Origin of the sequence: Verrucomicrobium sp. BvORR034, assembly GCF_000739635.1 — a bacterium.
Lineage (GTDB): Bacteria > Verrucomicrobiota > Verrucomicrobiia > Verrucomicrobiales > Verrucomicrobiaceae > Verrucomicrobium.
Genome location: NZ_BATQ01000078.1, coordinates 13,815 through 32,032 on the forward strand (window position 1 = coordinate 13,815; position 18,218 = coordinate 32,032).

Below are 18,218 nucleotides of genomic sequence, written 5' to 3' on the forward strand. Positions count from 1 at the left end.
GTGGTGGGTCGGTCAGCAGGGGATGTCTTCCCACTCCTTCTGCTTGGTCTGGCCGCGTAAGAGGCTTATCCGGGTGGTGATGTCCCTCATGGTCTGGGTGTCGTGCAAAAGTTCGGCGTAGAGGCTTCTCTGGGCTACGGCGGGGAGATGGAACGTCCAGTAAATGGGCATGAGTGGATTGATCCATAGTTTGGACCCGTCCGTGCGCCCGGTGCGATGGACATCTCCAAAGTGCCCTTCAATCGCCGAAGCGATGGAGTTGGCCACGATGCTCTTTCGATTGATGGAATTGAGATTGGCATGCTGCACTGCGGAGAGAAACTCCTGCGCTTCGGGCATGCTCTTCAGCACGGCGGTGACCCCGAGGAAGGCATCGTTCTGAGTCAATGCTGCCACTGCCTCCAGAAAATGGGCATGACAGACCCCGTGGAAGGTGTCGATGCCGAAGCCAATGCAAGCCAGGAAGGTCTTGCATCCTGCGGCAGAAAGCGAGTTTACCGCAAGGAGACTGGCGATATCTTCCTCCGGCGTGCCCAGGCCAAATTCGTCACCACGCATGAGGCTGTCCGTGCCGCCATCGACCAAGACCACAGCGTCCAGTTTGAGCCGGTCCTTCAGGCGTGCATAGCCTTCAATCAACGGGATAACACCACACTGGGGGAAGGTATAGATGTTAACTTCTTCCTGATGACGGCTGCGGAACCATTCTGCGAGAGTCTTCTCCGGGAAGTAGCTGCTTCGGCAGCGTGAGTCGGCGTCTACCCTGACGCAGTGTGAAGTGATTCTGGATTCCGGTTCCGACGGAAGTTCTGCAAAGGAGAGGTTCGCCAGATGCACTGTTTTTCCTGCGGCACGGAGGGCGAAGTAGAGGGGGAGTCCGGAGTAGACGTCAAAGCCACCTCCCGCCCCGGCGATAAGGATGCTCTGGCAGTCTTGGAGTTCGCTAAAAAGGGGCCAGTGTTGGAGGGGCATAGAATGAATGGGCGATTGATCGCACAAACCGTGTGGTTTTGCCAGGGTCTGCGGACTCGACTGACAGCGCGAATTCTATTGTTGACGGAATTGTGAGTGTACGCTTACTTATGCGATTCCATGATCTCGCAACCGTCCAAGAGACTCAGCAGCGATGAGCGCCGGGAGGCGATCATTCGTGCTGCGTTGAAGGTCTTTTCTGAGCGGGGGTTTCATGGCTCGACGACGAAGGCGCTGGCTCTAGAGGCGGGCGTGTCGGAGGCGTTGATCTTCCGCCACTTTCCCAGCAAGGATGAACTGTACACCGCCATGCAGATGGAGTGTTGCCGGGCTAAGAACACCCCGGCGGCGGCGGAGATGATGGCATTGGAGCCTTCGACGTCATCCCTGGTGACGATGGTGCACTACTTCATGGCGAAGATGCTGCGCCCTCCCCAGCGCCGGTCTCAGGAGGAGAACAGCCTTTACCGCCTCATGCTGCACAGCTTCTCGGAAGACGGCGAGTTTGCCCGGGGATTCATGCGGCAGGTGGGAGATGGCATGATCAATCAGCTGAAGGCCTGCATCGACGCGGCGGGGCAGGCGGGCGATCTGTCGGATATACCTGTGGGGACACCAGCCTTGAGGGCCTGGCTGGCCCAGCACCTCGCCGGGATGCTGATGCTCAATGAACTGCCTGGACGGCCCGTGGTGGACATGGGCGTCTCGTATGCCGAGCTAGTGGAGCAGTCCACGTGGTTTGCCCTGCGCGGGATCGGAGTGCGTGATGAAGCCATTAAGCGTCACTACAACCCCAAGGCCTTCGCCATGCTGATGAGCAACGAAGGATAGGGAGTCGTTTTTTTGTGCCCTGTAGTTTAGTGAGTACTTACTTGTGAATCGAAATCAACCCTCAAGCCAACTTCCATGAATGCTCTAGTTCCTGCTCAAAAAGGTCACCGTCTGTGGATTCCGGTCGTCGTCGCGGCTCTCACCGCTGTGGGCATTGCCGTCACTGTGCTCAAGCCAGAGTTGGATCGCAACTTCAAGAGTTGGGGGGTGTCGGCGCTGAGCTTGCTGGGTGGGTTGTTGCTGGTCCTGTGGTTCCTCTTGTTGAGCCGCTATTCCGTCCGACTCCGACTTGTGTCAGCAGGGCTGTTGGTGCTGGCGGGGTTTGGCCTGAGCCGGGCTGTGCGGGTGGATGGCACGGTGGATGGCACAGGGCTGCCCAAGCTGGCCTGGAAGTGGACGAGTCCGGAAGAGCGCCACTACACACAACGCAGCGGCACCCCGGTGGCGGAGGTGGCTGCAGTGAATGGCGTCCAGGACGTGTCGCAGTTCTACGGGCCCAATCGGGATGGGCGGGTCGAGAATGCCAGCCTGGCTCGAGACTGGCAGGCGCAGGCCCCCAAGGAACTCTGGCGTCAAACCATCGGTGAAGGCTGGAGTGCCTTTGCGGTGATCGGTGGCCGGGCCTACACCCAGGAACAGCGCGGGGACGAGGAAATGACCACCTGCTATGAACTGGCGACCGGGCGCATGCTCTGGAGCCATGCGATCAAGGCCCGGTTCACGCAGTGGCAGGGCGGCACCGGCCCGCGGGCCACGCCCGCGGTGGATCGCGGTCATGTGTACAGCTACGGCGGAACGGGTGTGTTGACCTGTCTCGATGCTGTGACGGGCAAGGAGGTCTGGAGTCGGGAAGTGCTGAAGGAAAACAACCTGCCCAACATTGAGTGGGGCGTGAGCGCTTCGCCTCTGGTCTATGATGATCTGGTGGTGGTGACCGGTGGAGACAAGGAAGGTCCCACGGTGCTGGCGTATCGCCGGGACACGGGTGAACCGGTCTGGCAGGCGGGTACGGCCAAGGCGAGCTATGCCTCGCCCGCGCTGGTGACCCTGGCCGGACGCCGGATGGTTCTGTCTGTTAACGCAGGCAATCTGAGTGCGCATGACCCGGCCACGGGTGAACTGCTGCTGGACCATGCCTGGGGTGACCCGCGCTGGCCCAAGGCCTCCCAGCCTCTCGTGGTGGGCGAGGATCAGGTGTTTCTCTCTGCCGGTTACGGCATGGGGTGCGCGATGTTGAAGATCAAGCCTGCGGCAGACGGGAAGAAGCTGGAAGCGGAAGAAGTGTGGCAGAACCTTCGCATGAAGACCCAGTTCAACAGCACCGCTTTGCGTGGGAAGTACATCTACGGGCTGGATGACGGGCAGATCGCCTGCATGGATGCCGAGACCGGCAAACGACTCTGGAAGAATGGCCGCTATGGGTCCGGTCAAAGCCTGATGGTCAATGACCTGGCCCTCATTCAAAGCGAGCCGGGCGAGGTGCTCCTGGTGGACCTGGAAAAGGAAGGGGCGGTGCTGGGCCAGTTGCCTGCGCTGAGTGCCAAGACGTGGAATCATCCCACGCTGGCGGGGAAGTATCTGCTCGTGCGGAACAGTGTCGAGGCAGTGTGTTATGAACTGCCGGGGAGATGAGAGGGGGGAGGAGGGGCGTTGAGACGCAGTCGCCGGGGCGGCTGCTGGTTGAGGGGGCCGCAGGCGGCTGGTTGAGGCGCTGCGCCGGAGGGTAACGTTGCTGCTGGAGAAGTTTGTGGCTGCGTTTGTAAAAACGCGGTCAGAGGTTCTATGACACAATAAACTCCAGCGCTCACAAACATCCCAGCAGCACCAAAGGAGGCGGGGTCTCCGGCCCCGCGGGTGAGCGAAGGAGATGAGAGTCTCAAGCGCCTATGCCCCATGGACGTCTGCAAGATCATAGATTGTTCGACTGAGCCGCCTAAAGGCGGTACTCCAACCCTGCCGGCGCAACGACTGGGTCATTTGCCAGACAAGAGTCGATGCGACATCTTGCCCCCCCTCTTCCTCAACCATCCCGCTTGCGGGAGTCTCAACAGGCCGCACATCGGCCTCCTTTGCCGGAGAGAATGGCGTTTGAGAGCGGGGGCGTGTGACGGTTATCTCGTTACATGAGCCCCTGACCGCGTTCTTACAAACGCAGCCACAAGCTTCTCCAGCAGCAACGCTGCCCTCCAGCGAAGCACCTCAACTAACGTAGTGTCTCAACAGGCCGCTTGCGGCCCTCTCAACCAGCAACGCGTCTCAACGGCCGCGCAGCGGCCTGGCCTCCTCACTTCTCCGGCAGGGCAAAGGCTACGAGCATGCCGCCGGACGGGCGGCGGGATTTGCCGCCGCCGGCGGAGATCACGAGATACTGCCGGCCATTGACCATGTACGTGCTGGGGGTGGCGTTGCCGCCAAAGGGCAGGGTGGCTTTCCAGAGGACCTTGCCGGTGTTCTTGTCGAACGCGCGGATGGTTTCATCGGCGGTGGCGGCGATGAAGATGAGGCCGCCGGCGGTGGCGACGGGGCCGCCGTAGTTTTCAGTGCCGGTGGGAGGCAGGCCACGGGCGGTGAGCTCGGCGTATTCACCCAAGGGCACCTTCCACTTGATCTCGCCGGTGTTGAGATCCACGGCGTTTAACGTGCCCCACGGGGGCTTGATGGCGGGATAGCCTTCCTGATCCTGATAGCGGCGGAAGCCGGCGAATGCGTAGGGCGGGGTTTTGTCGTCCTTAGCGTCCTTCTTTGCGGTAGCGCCAGCGGAGCCGGGCTCATCCTGCCGGGAGGAGCTGGGCGGAGCGGCGTTGGACATCACGTAATCCAAGATGGCCTCGCGCTGCGCAGGCGGGATCATGTCGAACGCGGGCATGCGGCCCGCGCCTTGTTTGGTGATCAGGGCCACCTGCTCGCGTGGACGGCGTTTGTCCACATCCACCAGACCGGGGAAGCCGCCAGCGAGATTGCCTTTGCGATCCAGGCCGTGGCAGGCGGCGCAGTAGATCATGTATTCCTTCTCCCCGTGGATCAGCGGGGTGCCATCGGCACGACGGGTTTCCACCATCTGTACCACCCAGGGGATCTCGTTGACGTTCGCATAGTAGATGCCGTCCGGGTCCACGGCAGCGCCGCCCCATTCCATGCCGCCGTCAAAGCCGGGGAACATGATGGTTTCCTTGAGACTTGGCGCAGGGAAGGGGCCGAAGTTCGGGGAAACACGGATGCGATCCAGCGTGGCCACCGCCGCCTGGGGCGAGACGTTGGAGATGTCTGCCTCTGTGTAGCCCTGGCGCATGAGCGGGGCGGGTTTGGTGGGGAAGGGCTGAGTGGGCCAGGCTTGTTCACCACGCAGTTCCGAAGCGGGAACGGGACGTTCTTCAATGGGCCAGAGCGGCTCACCGGTGACGCGGTCGAACACGAACAAGAGACCGTGTTTGGTGCCCTGGGCCACGGCGTCCACCTTCTTGCCCATGTGGGTGACTGTGAGGAGGACGGGTGGGCAGGGGAGGTCCTTGTCCAACAGATCGTGATGCACGATCTGGAAATGCCAGAGGCGCTCACCGGTATCGGCCTTTAGGGCGACGATCGAGTTCGCAAACAAATTCTGCCCATGGCGATTGCCGCCGTAGAAGTCGGGCTCCGCAGTCTTGGTGGCGATGTAGACAATGCCGCGTGCTTCATCGAGCGACTGGCCGGGCCAGGGCATCACGCCGGTGGCGGTCTTCCAGGAATCGGCGGGCCAGGTGTCGTTGCCCACCTCGCCCGGGCGGGGAATGAGGTGGAAGATCCACTTCCGCTCGCCCGTGCGGACATCAATGGCGCGTACAGCCCCGGGGCCACCCACGCCACCAAGGATGAGGAGGTTCTTGTAAACAACGCCGGGCGTGTTGAGGCCGATGTTGGGAGTGCCTTCGGTGTCGAGGCCGCTGCCCAGATGGAAGGCACCGTCCTTGCCAAAGGACTTGATGAGCTGGCCCGTCTTGACGTCGAGGGCGAAGAGGTAGTTTCCCACAGCCGTGAAGAGGCGCTGCTCCCCGCCTTCTTCATTCTGCCAGAAGACCATGCCGCGCTGGCGGCCCTTGCCAGCTCCGGAAACGGAGGTGGCGGGGTCCCACTTCCACAACTCGGCGCCGGTGGCGGCGTTGAGCGCGACCACCTTGCGGGTGGGGGTGGGGGTGTAGAGGACGCCGTTGACGATCAGGTTGTTCGCCTGGTACTCGCCTTTGTCGCCCGTGTCATACATCCAGGCCACCTTGAGCTGGCTGACGTTCTCCTGGTTGATCTGATTCAGAGGAGAGTAGAGGCTCCGCTGCTTGTCGCCCAGATACGTGGTCCAGTCGACGTTGCCACTCTTGGCGTTGGCGGGTTCCGCAGCACTGGCCGAAGGGCCGGTGGACCAGAGGGCAGCGAGACCTGCCAGGGGGAGGGCCAGTAAGGGGAGAAGAGGGGGGCGGAGCATGGCGGGGCAGAAGATCAAGACGGGGCAAGCGATGGTGGAGAAAAACTCCCGGCGGGCAAGCGCAATCGCACCGTCACCCGATCGGCGGTCGATGAGCTGGTAACGAGCTGGCTTCAGGGCTGGGAAGCTGCCTTGACGATGGCATCGGCGATGGCTTGCATGCCGCGGTCTCCCGGGTGGCGGGCCACGCCCTCGTTCTTGAAGGGGCGCTCGGAGCGGGCGTAGTTCGCCTCCACTTTGTCGAAGCCGGTGATGTCCACGTAGGTGCCACCCACGGCGTCGCAGGCTTGTTTGAGGCATTGGTCCTTGGCAGCGTTTTGCCAGAAGGAACTGCGGACGATGATCTTGGGGGAGGCTGAGCCTTTCAGGGTGGTGAGGAGGCTCGTGACCTGCTTGGTGAAGAGGGCTTTTTCCTCGTCGGTTTTCAGAGCCGGAACGTTCTCGCCGATGGCCAGGACGATGAGCGTAGGCGCAAAGTTGGCGGCGTCTTTGAGCTTCGCGGCAAGGTCGAATGTGGCGTAGTTGCGCTCGAACTCCGCGATGTTCTGGACGAAAGTCTGGGGCGCGGGAGTGTCGGTTTTGGTCAGTCCCTTGGTAACGAGGTGGACGTAGTCTTTGTCCTCGGCACTGGCGGCCATGCCCCAGTTCCCGGTCCAGCCGATGTCGGCCTTGGGTCCGTGTTTGGTGATGCTGTTCCCGAGGAAGAGGATCTTTTGCGGCGTGGGGTCGGCAGCGGTGAGGGATGAAGGGAGGGCGAGGCCGAAGCCGAGACTGATGAGGAGGAGCGAAAGGAGGGTGCGGCGGTTCATGAGGTTAGGGGAGTTCGGCGGGAGGACCGGGATAGGAGTACGCGGGGGAGGCGTGGTTTCTGTGGGCGGAATAGCGAGATGGACGCTTGGAGTTGGAGGTTGCGATGGGCCTACCGCTCCGCGGTAGTAACGCTGGGCGGAAGAGACCATGGGTAGTCCTCGCTACGCTCGGCCGACGCCATGGCTACTCATGGTGAACCCTCCGGGTTCGGGGGGCGGTGCGAGAGTGTTAACGGCGAGAGGGGCCTGTGGGGTGAATGAGACCTATGGGACGTCAGCCTACGGGTCCAAAGGTGGCGAGGCTGGCTATCTTCCTATTGCCAACGTACTGAGGGCTGAAAGCCCGGCGTAATAGCAACCTTGGGCAACGCCCAAGGTTGGGGCTAGTTGAAGAGGTTGAGGGCTGTAGGTCCGACGTCATTCAGGGATGCTCCTCTTGGGCAGGCTAGATGAGGCCGGGCCTTCAGCCCTCAAGGGTTGGGTTGTCATCTATTCCTTGGGCGTTGCCCAAGGCTGGCATGAAGCCGGACCTTCGGCCCTTCTGAAGTGGCATTCCTGACACTAGTACGCTGGACGCACCACGGCGACTTCGAGCTCCCCAGGGCAAAATATCAAGACCATCCTTTTCCCAGATGCCCACCGGGTGTTCGTGGGTTCGAGGAAGGTGGGTGCGGTTGTGCCCAATGCACAAACCGCTCTTCCCGGTTCATCCAGAGAAGACCTCCCACTGCTTACCAACCCACCACTTACCACTTACCTCTTACCGGAACTTAATCGTCCCCACGGCGTTCGCCGATGTCGAAGAGATACTCAAGGTCCTGCTGATCCAGGCTGCGGGCGAAGTTCTCCTCGCCCAGCACATCGCTGGAGAGCAGGCTCTTCTGCTGTTGCAAGTGGCGGATCTTTTCCTCAATGGAGTTCTTGGCGAGCAGGCGGTACGCCATGACGGGCTGGGTCTGACCGATGCGGTGGGCACGGTCAATGGCCTGGTTTTCCACGGCGGGGTTCCACCATGGATCATACAGGATGACGTAGCTGGCGGCGGTGAGGTTGAGACCGCTGCCGCCGGCTTTGAGGGAGAGCAGGAACACGGAGGGATCCGGTGCTTCCTGGAACGACCTCACGATATCGGCGCGGTTCTGGGAGGCGCCCGTGAGCCAATGGAACGGGCGGTTCAGTCCCGTGAGTTTGTCGCGAATGATCTTGAGCATGGCGACGAACTGCGAGAAGACGAGCACCTTGTGGCCTTCGTCGTGGAGCTGGTCGAGCAGCTCCATGAGGGCGTTGAGCTTCGCGCTCTCCTCGTCGTCGGCTCCGGGCTGCACGAGGGCAGGGTGGCAGCAAATCTGACGCAGGCGGGTGATGGCCTGCAGGATGGCGAAGCGGCGCTTGTTCAGCATCTCCGCACCCGTGGAGGTGAGGATCATGTGCTGGGCCTGCGCGAGCTGTTCGCGGTAGAGTTTTTCCTGAAGCCCGGTCAGTTCGCAGAGCATGTTTTCCTCCGTGCGCGGAGGCAGCTCGCGGGCCACCTGGCCCTTCGTACGGCGCAGGATGAAGGGACGCAGACGGGCGCTGAGGCGTTCTGCGGCGCGGTCGTCTTTGCGACGGTCGAAGTGTTTCTGGAAGTAGGCGCGATCACCCAAGGCACCAGGGTGGCAAAGGTGAGCAGGCTCCAAAGGTCCAGCAGGCGGTTTTCCAGCGGAGTACCGGTCAGCACCAGGCGGTTCTGGGCGTGCAGCTGGCGGGCGGCCTTGGCGACTTTGGAGTCTGGATTCTTGATCTGCTGGCCTTCGTCCAGGATGGTGGCGAGCCAGTTGACCTTTTGCAGCTGCTCAATGCACGAGCGGAGCTGGGCGTAGTTCAACACCAGGACATCGGCGTTGTCCTTGATGTCGCTGAGATTCAGCGTGTCCTTCTCGCGCAGCACATGCACGCGCAGATTCGGGGCCGCTTTGCCAAACTCGATCGCCCACACATCCAACACGGACTTGGGGCAGACGATGAGCACGGGGGCGATGGGCTTGCTCTCTTTGATGGCCTCCAGCCGGAGCCAGAGAACCCAGGCGATGCTCTGCACCGTTTTGCCGAGGCCCATGTCATCTGCGAGAACGCCACCAAAGCGGTTCACGGCCAGATAGACGAGGAAGTGGAAGCCATCCACCTGGTAGGGGCGCAGGGTGATCTGGAGTTCGGCAGGAACTTCTGGCTTCGTCTGAAGGTCCAGATGGCTGAGCCGGCTCTTGACCCGCTCCCAGAGTTCCGGTGGAATGAATTCTTTGCGCTCCTGCAGGGCGAGCTGCCGGGCGTGAATGGGGTGGGCCTCGTCGGTGAGTTCGTTGATATCGATGCCGAGGGCGGCGATGGCCTGCTGCTGCTCTTCACTGAGTTCGAGGCGAACACTGCGCCAGGTGCCATCGGCCAGGCGCACATAGCCGCCGCGGGCCGCGATGAGGCGGCGGATTTCGGCGGGCTTCAGTTCCACGCCCTCGATGTCGAACACCAGACGAAGGTCAAACCAGTCGATGCCCGCTTCGTTGATCTCCAGCCGGACCGTGGCCTTCAGGGGATCGGCAAGGATGGAGTGGAGGCGGTCATCCGTGTCCAGCGTCATCACTTCAGGGAGATTCCTCGCCCAGTCGTGGAACTGCTCCGGGAAGGCCTTGGTGATGCGGGCGCGGAAGGCGCTCAACTCTGCATCATAGGTGGCCTTGACCCCTTCCAGCACGGGGAGGACGGCATCCAGCGGTGTGCGATCGTAGCAGGGGATCACCCCGTTGGAGGAGCGAACCTGCTCTGTCACCTCCCACCGTCGGCCCCGAAGGGTCTGGGTGAGAAGACCGTTGGAACTGACGGCCTGGGCTGTGATGGCCACGTGCTCGGTGCCGCCCTGCTCCACCTTCGGCAGGCAACGGGCGCTCAGTTGCACCTTGAAGGTCTCCCGCGTGACGCGGGCGGCGAGGCTGGGGGGCAGGGGGACGTCCAGCTTTTCCAGGAAGCGGATGCCTTCCTCTGTGGAAAGGGCCTCCACCGGGATCTCAATGCTGGTCTGGGCAGTGGTGCCCTCTTCAAAGGACGGCGGGCCGTGGAAGATGGTGTCGGAGCCCAGATAGAGGGGCTCTGCTGCTGGCAGGTAGCGCAGTGGCTTGGGCGGCTCGTTGCCGTTCCCGTCAAAAAGGCGCAGCGTGATGGACTGAGTCCGGCCTGCGGCAGTGACCTTTTCCACTGCCTGCCATCGCAGGGGCTCGGCAGGGCGATTGAAGGGGGCTTCATCCAGCGTGACCAGGTGGGTGCCCAGTTCCGGTTGGGCGAGCAGGCTGGCCAGCCATTGGGCCGGGGTAAGCTGGTCCAGACGGATGATCGGCCGGGTCTGATCCCGCAGCCACCGGGTGGCAGAGGAGAAAATGAGGCTGGAATTCACCGGCAGTCGCAGGGCATTGGCCCGCTCCAGTTCCAGCAGTTTCTCAAGTTCCGGGTCGGCCAGATTGTGCCAGGAGGCGTCTTCCGCTTCCGGGGCGCGGACTTGGAACCTGGCCTCAGAGGGGGTAATGAGGAGGCGAAGCTCCCTCTGCACGGGCTGGGGGGCCTCACGCTGTGAGAACTCGCGAATGCGCTCCGCCCAGCGGGGTAGGTCCTCCTGTTCGCGCCAGGACTGCAAGCGAGCCCGAGTACCTGGGAGATCCGTGACGTTCTCCAGAAAGGCGGGGTAGGTCAGCTTCCGCTCCAGCAGGGCGGCGGCCAGGTAGTTCCAGAACTCCAGCACATCCTGCGGCGGCTCCGGCCAGAGTTTGAGGGGATCGTAGCTCTGGATGGGCCATCGGGAGTTGAGACGCACGAGGTCATGGTCGTGGATCTCTCCCAGGGTACGGTAGCGCTCAAAGCGCTTCTCCACCTTGGCGAGGTACTGCTCTTCGGAAGGGGTGAGTTGTCGGGAGAGCTTGTCTTCCACGATCTCGTGCAGGGTCTTCTCCGGCACAGTGGCGCTCACGTCGCTTTCAGGCTGGCCTTCGGACTCCATGATCACGGCGCATGCGGCCAGATTGTGCAGATCCTCGTCCTCCGTGTCGCTGTCGGACTCCCAGAGGAGCCCCTTGCGGGTGAGTTGGACACGGACGGTCTCCTCTTCGGTCTTTACCCGACCTTCGATGGACTGGTGGGTATGGCCTTCCAGGCGGACCCTGCCTTTCTCCACTAACGCCCTGGCCGCGGCGATGATGGTCGGATCTATGGGGGCCAAAAATGATTCTACTTCAGCGGCGCTGGGCATAACGGGGGCGGCTTTGAGCGCCTCGAAAGGCGCGAACCTCCACGCTTACACACGGGATGGACTCGGTGCAAGGTGTTGACGGAGAATTCGACGATTCCGCAACAATGGTGCCGGGGCGGGAGGGGGATTTGATGTAGGGGGAAACATCGACAGCCCAATCGTCTTTCCGGGCTTTGAAAATGGACATAATTGGATATAATCGGATATCAATTGGAGGTGTAGTGGTCTCGAATTATGCTGCAACAGATTGTGCCAGAGCCGGTTATTACGCCGGAGATGTTGAACTTCATCGCTTCGCTCGATGAGTTCAAAGGGCAGTGGCGTGCCTTCAAGAGTCTATCCAGGGACCAACTCTCTGAACTGAAGAAGATTGCGACTATTGAGAGCATTGGTTCGTCGACCCGAATTGAGGGCAGCAAGCTTACTGACCTGCAAGTTGCTACCCTGCTCTCGTCCATCAAAGTCCAGGAGTTCCGCAGTCGCGATGAGGCGGAGGTGGCAGGCTACGCTGCGGCTATGGATATGGTTTTCGAGTCGTTCGAGCACATCCCTCTTACCGAGAATCACATCCGTCAACTCCATCGGGTGCTGCTTCAGTACTCGGAAAAAGACGAACGGCACCGCGGAGAGTACAAGAGTCTGGACAACCTCGTGGCCGCCTTCGATGCCAATGGCAAACAGCTCGGTATTGTGTTTGAGACGGCTACCCCATTCGAAACACCATTGGCGATGAGACGGCTGGTGGATTGGGTGGGGGAGGCAGAAAGGGATCGGGTATTTCACCCTCTCCTCATCACAGGGATCTTTGTGGTCTGGTTTCTCGCCATTCATCCGTTCCAGGACGGAAACGGCAGGCTCTCTCGCGTGCTGACGACGCTGCTGCTGCTGCGTTACGGCTACAGCTATGTGCCGTACGCTTCGCTCGAGGCGGTCATTGAGGAGAGCAAGGAGTACTACTACAAGGCTCTACGGAAGACACAGGGCACGATGAGAGAGTCAAAAGTAATGTGGGAACCCTGGCTGCTGTTCTTCCTCCGCTGCCTAGTGAGGCAGAAAGACAATCTCAACGCGAAGATTCAGATCGAGCGTCAGAGGGTGGAGGCGGGTTCGCCCCTGTCAGCCGCCATTCTTCGGCTGCTGGATGAAAGCGGCCGCATCACGCTTGCCGAGGCGATGGCAGCGACGGGCGGGAATCGAAGTACCCTCAAGTCCAAGCTCGCTGACCTGATTGATGAAGGGTTGCTGGTTCGTTTTGGCAAGGGGCGCGGCGTGTACTACATGAAGAGTCACGGGTGATCTTCCGTGATTGGACCGTGGGTTCCTTCAGCCCCGCACCCCGGCCGTCTCATAGCGGCCCCGGATGCACTGCCACAGGCTCACCCGCACGCGCTTGAGGGTGGCGCGGATGGCGGTGGAGGTGGTGCCGAGGCGGGCGGCGATTTCGGTGGCATCGCACTCCTCGCGGTAGCGCCAGTCCAGGATGGAGCGGGACTTCTCTGGCAGGGTGCCCATGCAGGTCTTCAGAGCGCCGGTGAGCTCGGTGTCGTCTGACCACCAGTCGTCCTGGGGGTCGTCACCGGGGGCGAGGTCCTCCATGAGGCGGACGAATTTTTGAGCTCGCTCGGACTGACGTCGGTAGCGACGGGCGTGCTCCAGTGCGACATTGCGGGCGATGCCGCGGAGGAAGGCTCCTGTGCTTTCCGGTTGCTGGATGCGGTCCAGCCGGTCCAGGGCTCTCAAGAAGGTCTCCTGCGCGAGGTCATCCACTGAGGCGAGATCTGCGGTCAGCATGGACACGAAGGCCCGCACCTCCCGCTGGTAGAATTGGACAAACGCAGCCTGAGCCTTGAGCTCGCCAGCTTGGGCCCTTTGCAGGGTTTCGACGGGAATCAGGGGCATGGAGGGGAGGGTGAGATCTCTGGGCGGGCACTACTGGGCTGACGCGGCAGGGCGGGAGACCTCCAGCAAGGAGGGGCGGCCCTCCTCGTACAGGCGGTGGATCTCGTCCTTGGTGAGGGCGCGTTTCCAGACAAAAAGCTCGTCAATACGACCGCGCACGGTACGAACGGGGTTGCCCTCGCCCGGCTTGGGGTTGCAACCGCCGATGCGGCAGCGGCCCGGGCGGATGCCCCAGACGTTGACCATGTCGCCCGTGAAGGCCAGGCGACCGTTGATCCAGCCCTCGGTGCGTCTCTGATCCTCATTGGTGACCAGGACCACGAGGGACCAGACGCCGGGCTGCACCACGTCATCCGTCAGCTGGGTGTAGGTCGTGCGGGGGTAGGTGCCGCCAAAGAGGCGCCCCTGCCCATTGAGGTTCATGTGGAAGTCCTTTGCCTCCCAGCCATCGGAGGCAAAGATGGCGTTGTTGGGGAAGTCATAGCGGTCGAGGAGGACCCAGGCCGCCACGGTGAGCTGCGAGTATTCCCCGGGGATGTCCACGAGGGCCTGATCGTCATCGTGGTCAAAGAAGAGGGCGTCCTTGCCCGGCCAGCGCCCGGTGACCCAGCGGGCACCAGAGACCTGGGCAGCCAGAGGGACACCACTGGTCTTGATGTCCTGCAGCTCGCGAGGGGACTCTGGGTTCTTCTGGAAGGAGTAGTAGCAGAGAAGAGTGGGGTCATCCCTCCAGCCCTGGCTGAGTTGCTGCCAGCGGCGCATGCCGATCTCACTGGCGCTGGGGAACTTGTCTTTGTCCGGAGCGGGGGCTGCGGAGAGGTTACCCTGCGCAAAGGCCACCGTCTGGCCCAGCGTCACGGACTCGATCTTGGTGCCGTCTGTCTTAAGGACGTCGACCTGTCCATCGAAGACATGCATCTGACTGGAGCCGGACTCGCCGGCGCTTACCCCAAACTCGGTGCCCAAGTCCTGGTAGTCCACTCCGTCGGTGGCGACGATGAAGCCGTGGGCGGTGTCAGGTACGACAACGCGCATGTCCCCGGTCTGCAGGCGGATGCGCATGGGGTCATCGATGTGAAATGCCACAGGGGCCTTCAGCACGAGGTCTGTGCCGTTGATCATACGGACATGGGCGAGGCCGTTCTCCAGCTTGTATGGCCCAGGGGCAAAGCCGGTCTTTTGCGGGGACCGGCCGTCGGCGAAGGAGGCATCGAGTTCATCCACCAGCACGGCCACTGCATTGCTCGCTGTGTTGTCTGCAATCACGGGCCCGGCAGGGGTGGGGGCTGGGCGCCACCAGGAGGCTGCAGCCGCGATGCATGCCGCCAAGGCCACCCACCAGGGGGCCAGGGAGCGCGAGGAGCGCTTGGTCTCGCGACCATGACTGCGCATGTCGATCACCTTGGCGGTGAAGGTATCCTTTTCCGACTCACCGGCCCAGGTCATGACGCGACGCACAAAGGCCTCGCCTCCCGCAAGCTCTTGCTTGATCAGCGTCTGGGTCCGCAGAAACAGCGCCAGTTCCTTACGCTGCTCAGGGGAAAGATCGGCGGGGTCCAGGTTTTCAAACACTTCTTCCGGCGGGGATTCACCTGCCAGGTGTTCGATGAGTTTTTGAAAATCGGAGTCAGTCATGTCGTGCCCGGTGCGAAGTGGACAATGGTAAATGATCGCACCCGGCCAACTGTGACGCGAATGGATTCTCCAACAAGACGGTCGGCTGGGAGGTGTCTCGGTCTGTGGGGGCGCGTGCTCTTTTCTTCAAGGTTGATCCATTCCAATACTTTCGTGCTGCGCTTTGCAAATCTCTTGGTCTGGAGCCGTACTCGGAAACCATGGTGAAACGGGCTCGCAAACAAATCGCGGATGGAACTGGGAACACGTATCGAGCCAAGCTGTCCCGGCGACATCTGGCGGGCCGGTTGGTGCAGGCCTCTGTGGGCTTCTTCCTTCTCGGTAGCGTGGTGGCCCCTGTTGGGGCCGAGACGCCTCAAGATCCCAAGATTGAGCTGAAGGCCAACATCATGGTGCCGATGCGCGACGGCATCAAACTCGCCACGGATGTGTATCTCCCTGCCGTGGCTTCGGGCCAGCAGCAAGAGCGTCTGCCGGTCATCTTGAGCCGGATTCCCTACAACAAAGATGGGGCGAAGAAGGCCGGCAACTACTTTGCCTCCCACGGCTATGCGTTTGTGGCCCAAGATACGCGGGGACGCTACGGTTCAGAGGGGGTGTGGAAATTCCTCACCGACGATGGCGTGGATGGGAAGGACTGCGCGGCCTGGATTGGGAAACAACCTTGGTCGAACGGTCACATCGGGATGATCGGCACTTCTTATGTGGGCGGCACCCAGCACACGATGGCGCTGGCGGATGTGCCAGAGCTGGCCACGGTCATCCCGGTGGATGCAGCGTCCAATATGGGGCGGCAGAGCATGCGCAACGCTGGCGCTTTTGAGATGCGCTTCTGGAACTGGATCATGCTCAACGCGGGGCGGGGCAGTGTGCCCGGAAAGGACCCGGCCGTGGCGGCGGAACTCGCAGCGCTGTCCGATAATCGCACCGCCTATCTGCCTCAACTGCCTCTGCGTCGTGGGGCGACCCCTTTGCGTCTCGCTCCGGAGTATGAAGACTGGCTTGTGGAGGCGATGAACCACGGGGCGGACGATGAGTTCTGGGCTCCTGCCAACATCCTGGCGGATCCCACCAAGTACAAGGACATCCCGGTGTATCTGGTGGGCGGGTGGTATGACTCCTGGGCAGGAAACACGACGGCGAACTATGCCGCGCTCTCACGGACGCTGAAGAGTCCGGTGTACTTGATCATGGGGCCGTGGATTCACGGTCAGCAGACCAAGAGTGCGCATGGGCAGGTGGATTTCGGTGATGAGGCTGCGATCAAGGATGAGTGGGCCTGGCGCAAGGAATGGTTCGACCACTGGCTGAAGGGCCAGAGCAATGCTGTGGGCAGTGCTGCCCCTTTCGCCAGCAAGGTGCGAATCTTTGTGATGGGGGCCGGCGATGGTGGGAAGAATGAGAAGGGGATGCTGCGTCATGGTGGTGTCTGGCGGGACGAGAGGGAGTGGCCGCTGGCGCGCGCCGTGGCCACCCCGATGTACCTCCATGCGGGTGGCGGGCTGCAAACTGGAAAACCGCCAGCGAAGGAGGCTGCTACCACCTATGACTACGATCCGCGCGATCCTGTGCCCACCCTGGGCGGGAACATCTCCTCAGCTGATGGCATCATGCAGCAGGGCGCGTGGAACCAGCGGGGAGGGAAAGCCTTCTGGAACTGGTCCAAACCGGTGCCGCTTTCCGCCCGCCGTGATGTGCTGGTGTTTCAGACCGAACCGCTTGAGAAAGACACAGAAGTGACGGGCGAGATCGAGGTTAAGCTCTGGATCTCCTCGAGCGCGAAGGACACGGACTTCACGGCCAAGCTGGTGGACGTGTATCCCGCCAGCGCTGAATGGCCGGACGGATTCGATCTCAATCTCACCGATGGTATTGTCCGCGCCCGGTTCAGGGAGTCACTGAAAGAGGAGAAACTCATGGTCCCGGGTGAGGTCTATCCGGTGACGGTCAAGCTCTATCCCACCTCCAACGTGTTCAAGAAAGGGCATCGCATCCGGGTGGACATCTCCAGCAGTAACTTCCCCAGGTTTGACGCAAATCCCAACACGGGTGAGCCGTTGAACGGGCATCGGCGGATGGTGGTGGCGACCAATACGATCTATCACGATGCGGAACGGCCTTCGCAGATTGTTCTGCCGGTGGTGAAGTGAGGGTGCGAGGGAGAGGATTCATCGACAACAGCTTCCCGAGTATCGACTCTATGACTGAGTTTGCTGAAGTCAGAGTGCAAGTCCTCCGGACTGTCGATGAACATGCGTTTCCAAGGTGGGTGGAGTTCATGCTGCGCGATGCCAACGGCCTTGAGTGGACCTTCGTGGAAAAGGAGCCGATGATCTGTAGGGAGCCTTTGGAGATCAATGCCGAGTTTCCCCTGTCAGGCTTCTTGAAGTGTCAGGTCGTGAAAAAGTGGGTCGATGAGAGAGGAATGGGGCGATGTGCCATTGATACGGAGTTTCCGTTTGGGATTGAATCTCGGCAGGGGGAGACGAGGTTTGAGGTCTACGTGGAGGAAGTCTGTGCGTAGGATCGTCGGGGCTTGTCGCTTCGGCCGGTCCAGCGTTTGCGAATATGTTCCGTATGACCTTTGAGAAGATCACAAGACTCGCGTGGATCGCGATGGTGTTGAGCGTGCTCGGACTGGCGAGTGCGGCGGTTTTGCCCTATGTGACACAGAGGCAGATTTTCTACAAGTTTGGCGATTTCGCATCCGAGGAATCGATCGCGCAGATTGCTGCTGAGGCCGCCAAGGCGGAAGCGCCGGCCCTTGTTGGTGTTTTTTTGCTGTCTCTCGCTGGCGGTGTGTCAGCGTTTGGGCTGTTCCGTTGCCGCGAGTGGGCCAGGAAAGGTTGGCTGGCAGTGTGCATGATGTGGGTAGGTGGTCCGGTCATCAGCAACCTGCCACATGGGGAGATGCCGAACTGGCCTGCCCTGGTATTTCGAGCGGTTGTCCTAATCTACTCCTGGCGAGTCCTCATGGATCCTGGTGTGCGAGGGGAGTTCAATAGAGTCAAAACGCACGTGCAAGTTTGACTCGGTCGTGATCGCGAAGCCCGGATTCTCAGGAGAGTGATTTCCTCGATCTATTCGCGTATCGGACTGGGATGCGACGATTTCTGCCATCCCTTCAGGATGGACTGCTTTCTCATTCTCCCAGGGGCAGGGCTCGTCGAACTCGCCCGGCCCCTGGCTACCCTCTGGTATGCCTTCGGCATGGGCAGGTTCGGAATCCCGTCCTCGTCCTCGGAGGTGTGACGCCGCCGCGTTTGCGACCAGATGTCCAGTGGTCTGGCTGCCATGGAACAATGAGGCGACGGCAAGTCACACCGCCGCAACTCCTTCGGAGTAGAGCCCGTCC

12 protein-coding genes and 1 pseudogene are annotated in these 18,218 nt (G+C 61.4%); 6 read left to right on the forward strand and 7 right to left on the reverse strand.

Going from position 1 to position 18,218, the window contains the following annotated elements; all coding sequences use genetic code 11:
* Positions 1 to 12 precede the first annotated feature (12 nt).
* Positions 13 to 972: a DUF1152 domain-containing protein gene (locus BV034_RS13690; protein WP_050027571.1), complete on the reverse strand. Its 960-nt coding sequence runs from the start codon at positions 970 to 972 to the stop codon at positions 13 to 15.
* Between the two features lie 120 nt (positions 973 to 1,092).
* Here BV034_RS13690 and BV034_RS13695 point away from each other — a divergent pair, with 120 nt between their 5' ends.
* On the forward strand, positions 1,093 to 1,803 hold the full coding sequence (locus BV034_RS13695) for a TetR/AcrR family transcriptional regulator (protein WP_050027572.1): 711 nt from the start codon (positions 1,093 to 1,095) through the stop codon (positions 1,801 to 1,803).
* A gap of 75 nt (positions 1,804 to 1,878) precedes the next feature.
* Entirely contained in the window at positions 1,879 to 3,435 is a 1,557-nt protein-coding gene (locus BV034_RS13700; RefSeq protein WP_050027573.1) for a PQQ-binding-like beta-propeller repeat protein, read from the forward strand.
* Between the two features lie 652 nt (positions 3,436 to 4,087).
* On the opposite strand, the gene BV034_RS13705 is transcribed toward BV034_RS13700, so the two are convergent.
* The 4 genes and pseudogenes from BV034_RS13705 to BV034_RS36810 form a co-directional block, all read right to left on the reverse strand.
* Positions 4,088 to 6,256 (reverse strand): PQQ-binding-like beta-propeller repeat protein, encoded by a 2,169-nt coding sequence (locus BV034_RS13705; protein ID WP_050027574.1) that lies wholly within the window; start codon positions 6,254 to 6,256, stop codon positions 4,088 to 4,090.
* A gap of 113 nt (positions 6,257 to 6,369) precedes the next feature.
* Positions 6,370 to 7,065 carry an SGNH/GDSL hydrolase family protein gene (locus BV034_RS13710; RefSeq protein ID WP_050027575.1) on the reverse strand — a complete coding sequence of 232 codons (696 nt, stop codon included), beginning with the start codon at positions 7,063 to 7,065 and terminating at the stop codon, positions 6,370 to 6,372.
* A 770-nt stretch (positions 7,066 to 7,835) separates the two neighbouring features.
* Positions 7,836 to 8,741, reverse strand: a complete 906-nt coding sequence (locus tag BV034_RS13715) for a DEAD/DEAH box helicase (protein WP_081887795.1) — start codon at positions 8,739 to 8,741, stop codon at positions 7,836 to 7,838.
* Positions 8,717 to 11,329 (reverse strand): annotated as a pseudogene (locus BV034_RS36810) (SNF2-related protein); the annotation flags it as partial. The pseudogene BV034_RS36810 and the gene BV034_RS13715, both read right to left, overlap by 25 nt.
* Before the next feature lie 234 nt (positions 11,330 to 11,563).
* Between BV034_RS36810 and BV034_RS13725 the strand changes: the two are divergent.
* Entirely contained in the window at positions 11,564 to 12,625 is a 1,062-nt protein-coding gene (locus tag BV034_RS13725; protein WP_050027578.1) for a Fic family protein, read from the forward strand.
* Between the two features lie 27 nt (positions 12,626 to 12,652).
* Here the strand turns inward: BV034_RS13725 and BV034_RS13730 are convergent, their stop codons facing one another.
* Both BV034_RS13730 and BV034_RS13735 read right to left on the reverse strand, forming a co-directional pair.
* Positions 12,653 to 13,228, reverse strand: a complete 576-nt coding sequence (locus tag BV034_RS13730) for a sigma-70 family RNA polymerase sigma factor (protein ID WP_050027579.1) — start codon at positions 13,226 to 13,228, stop codon at positions 12,653 to 12,655.
* A 30-nt stretch (positions 13,229 to 13,258) separates the two neighbouring features.
* Positions 13,259 to 14,863, reverse strand: coding sequence for a LamG-like jellyroll fold domain-containing protein (locus BV034_RS13735; protein WP_050027580.1), 1,605 nt, complete (start codon positions 14,861 to 14,863; stop codon positions 13,259 to 13,261).
* Between the two features lie 200 nt (positions 14,864 to 15,063).
* Here BV034_RS13735 and BV034_RS13740 point away from each other — a divergent pair, with 200 nt between their 5' ends.
* From BV034_RS13740 to BV034_RS13750, 3 genes are read left to right on the forward strand one after another with little or no spacing between them, the layout of a single operon-like run.
* Positions 15,064 to 17,013 carry a CocE/NonD family hydrolase gene (locus BV034_RS13740; protein ID WP_265592970.1) on the forward strand — a complete coding sequence of 650 codons (1,950 nt, stop codon included), beginning with the start codon at positions 15,064 to 15,066 and terminating at the stop codon, positions 17,011 to 17,013.
* A gap of 50 nt (positions 17,014 to 17,063) precedes the next feature.
* A complete protein-coding gene (locus BV034_RS13745; protein ID WP_265592971.1) occupies positions 17,064 to 17,387 on the forward strand; it encodes a hypothetical protein in 324 nt (107 codons plus the stop codon).
* A gap of 53 nt (positions 17,388 to 17,440) precedes the next feature.
* On the forward strand, positions 17,441 to 17,893 hold the full coding sequence (locus BV034_RS13750; RefSeq protein WP_265592972.1) for a hypothetical protein: 453 nt from the start codon (positions 17,441 to 17,443) through the stop codon (positions 17,891 to 17,893).
* Positions 17,894 to 18,218 lie beyond the last annotated feature (325 nt).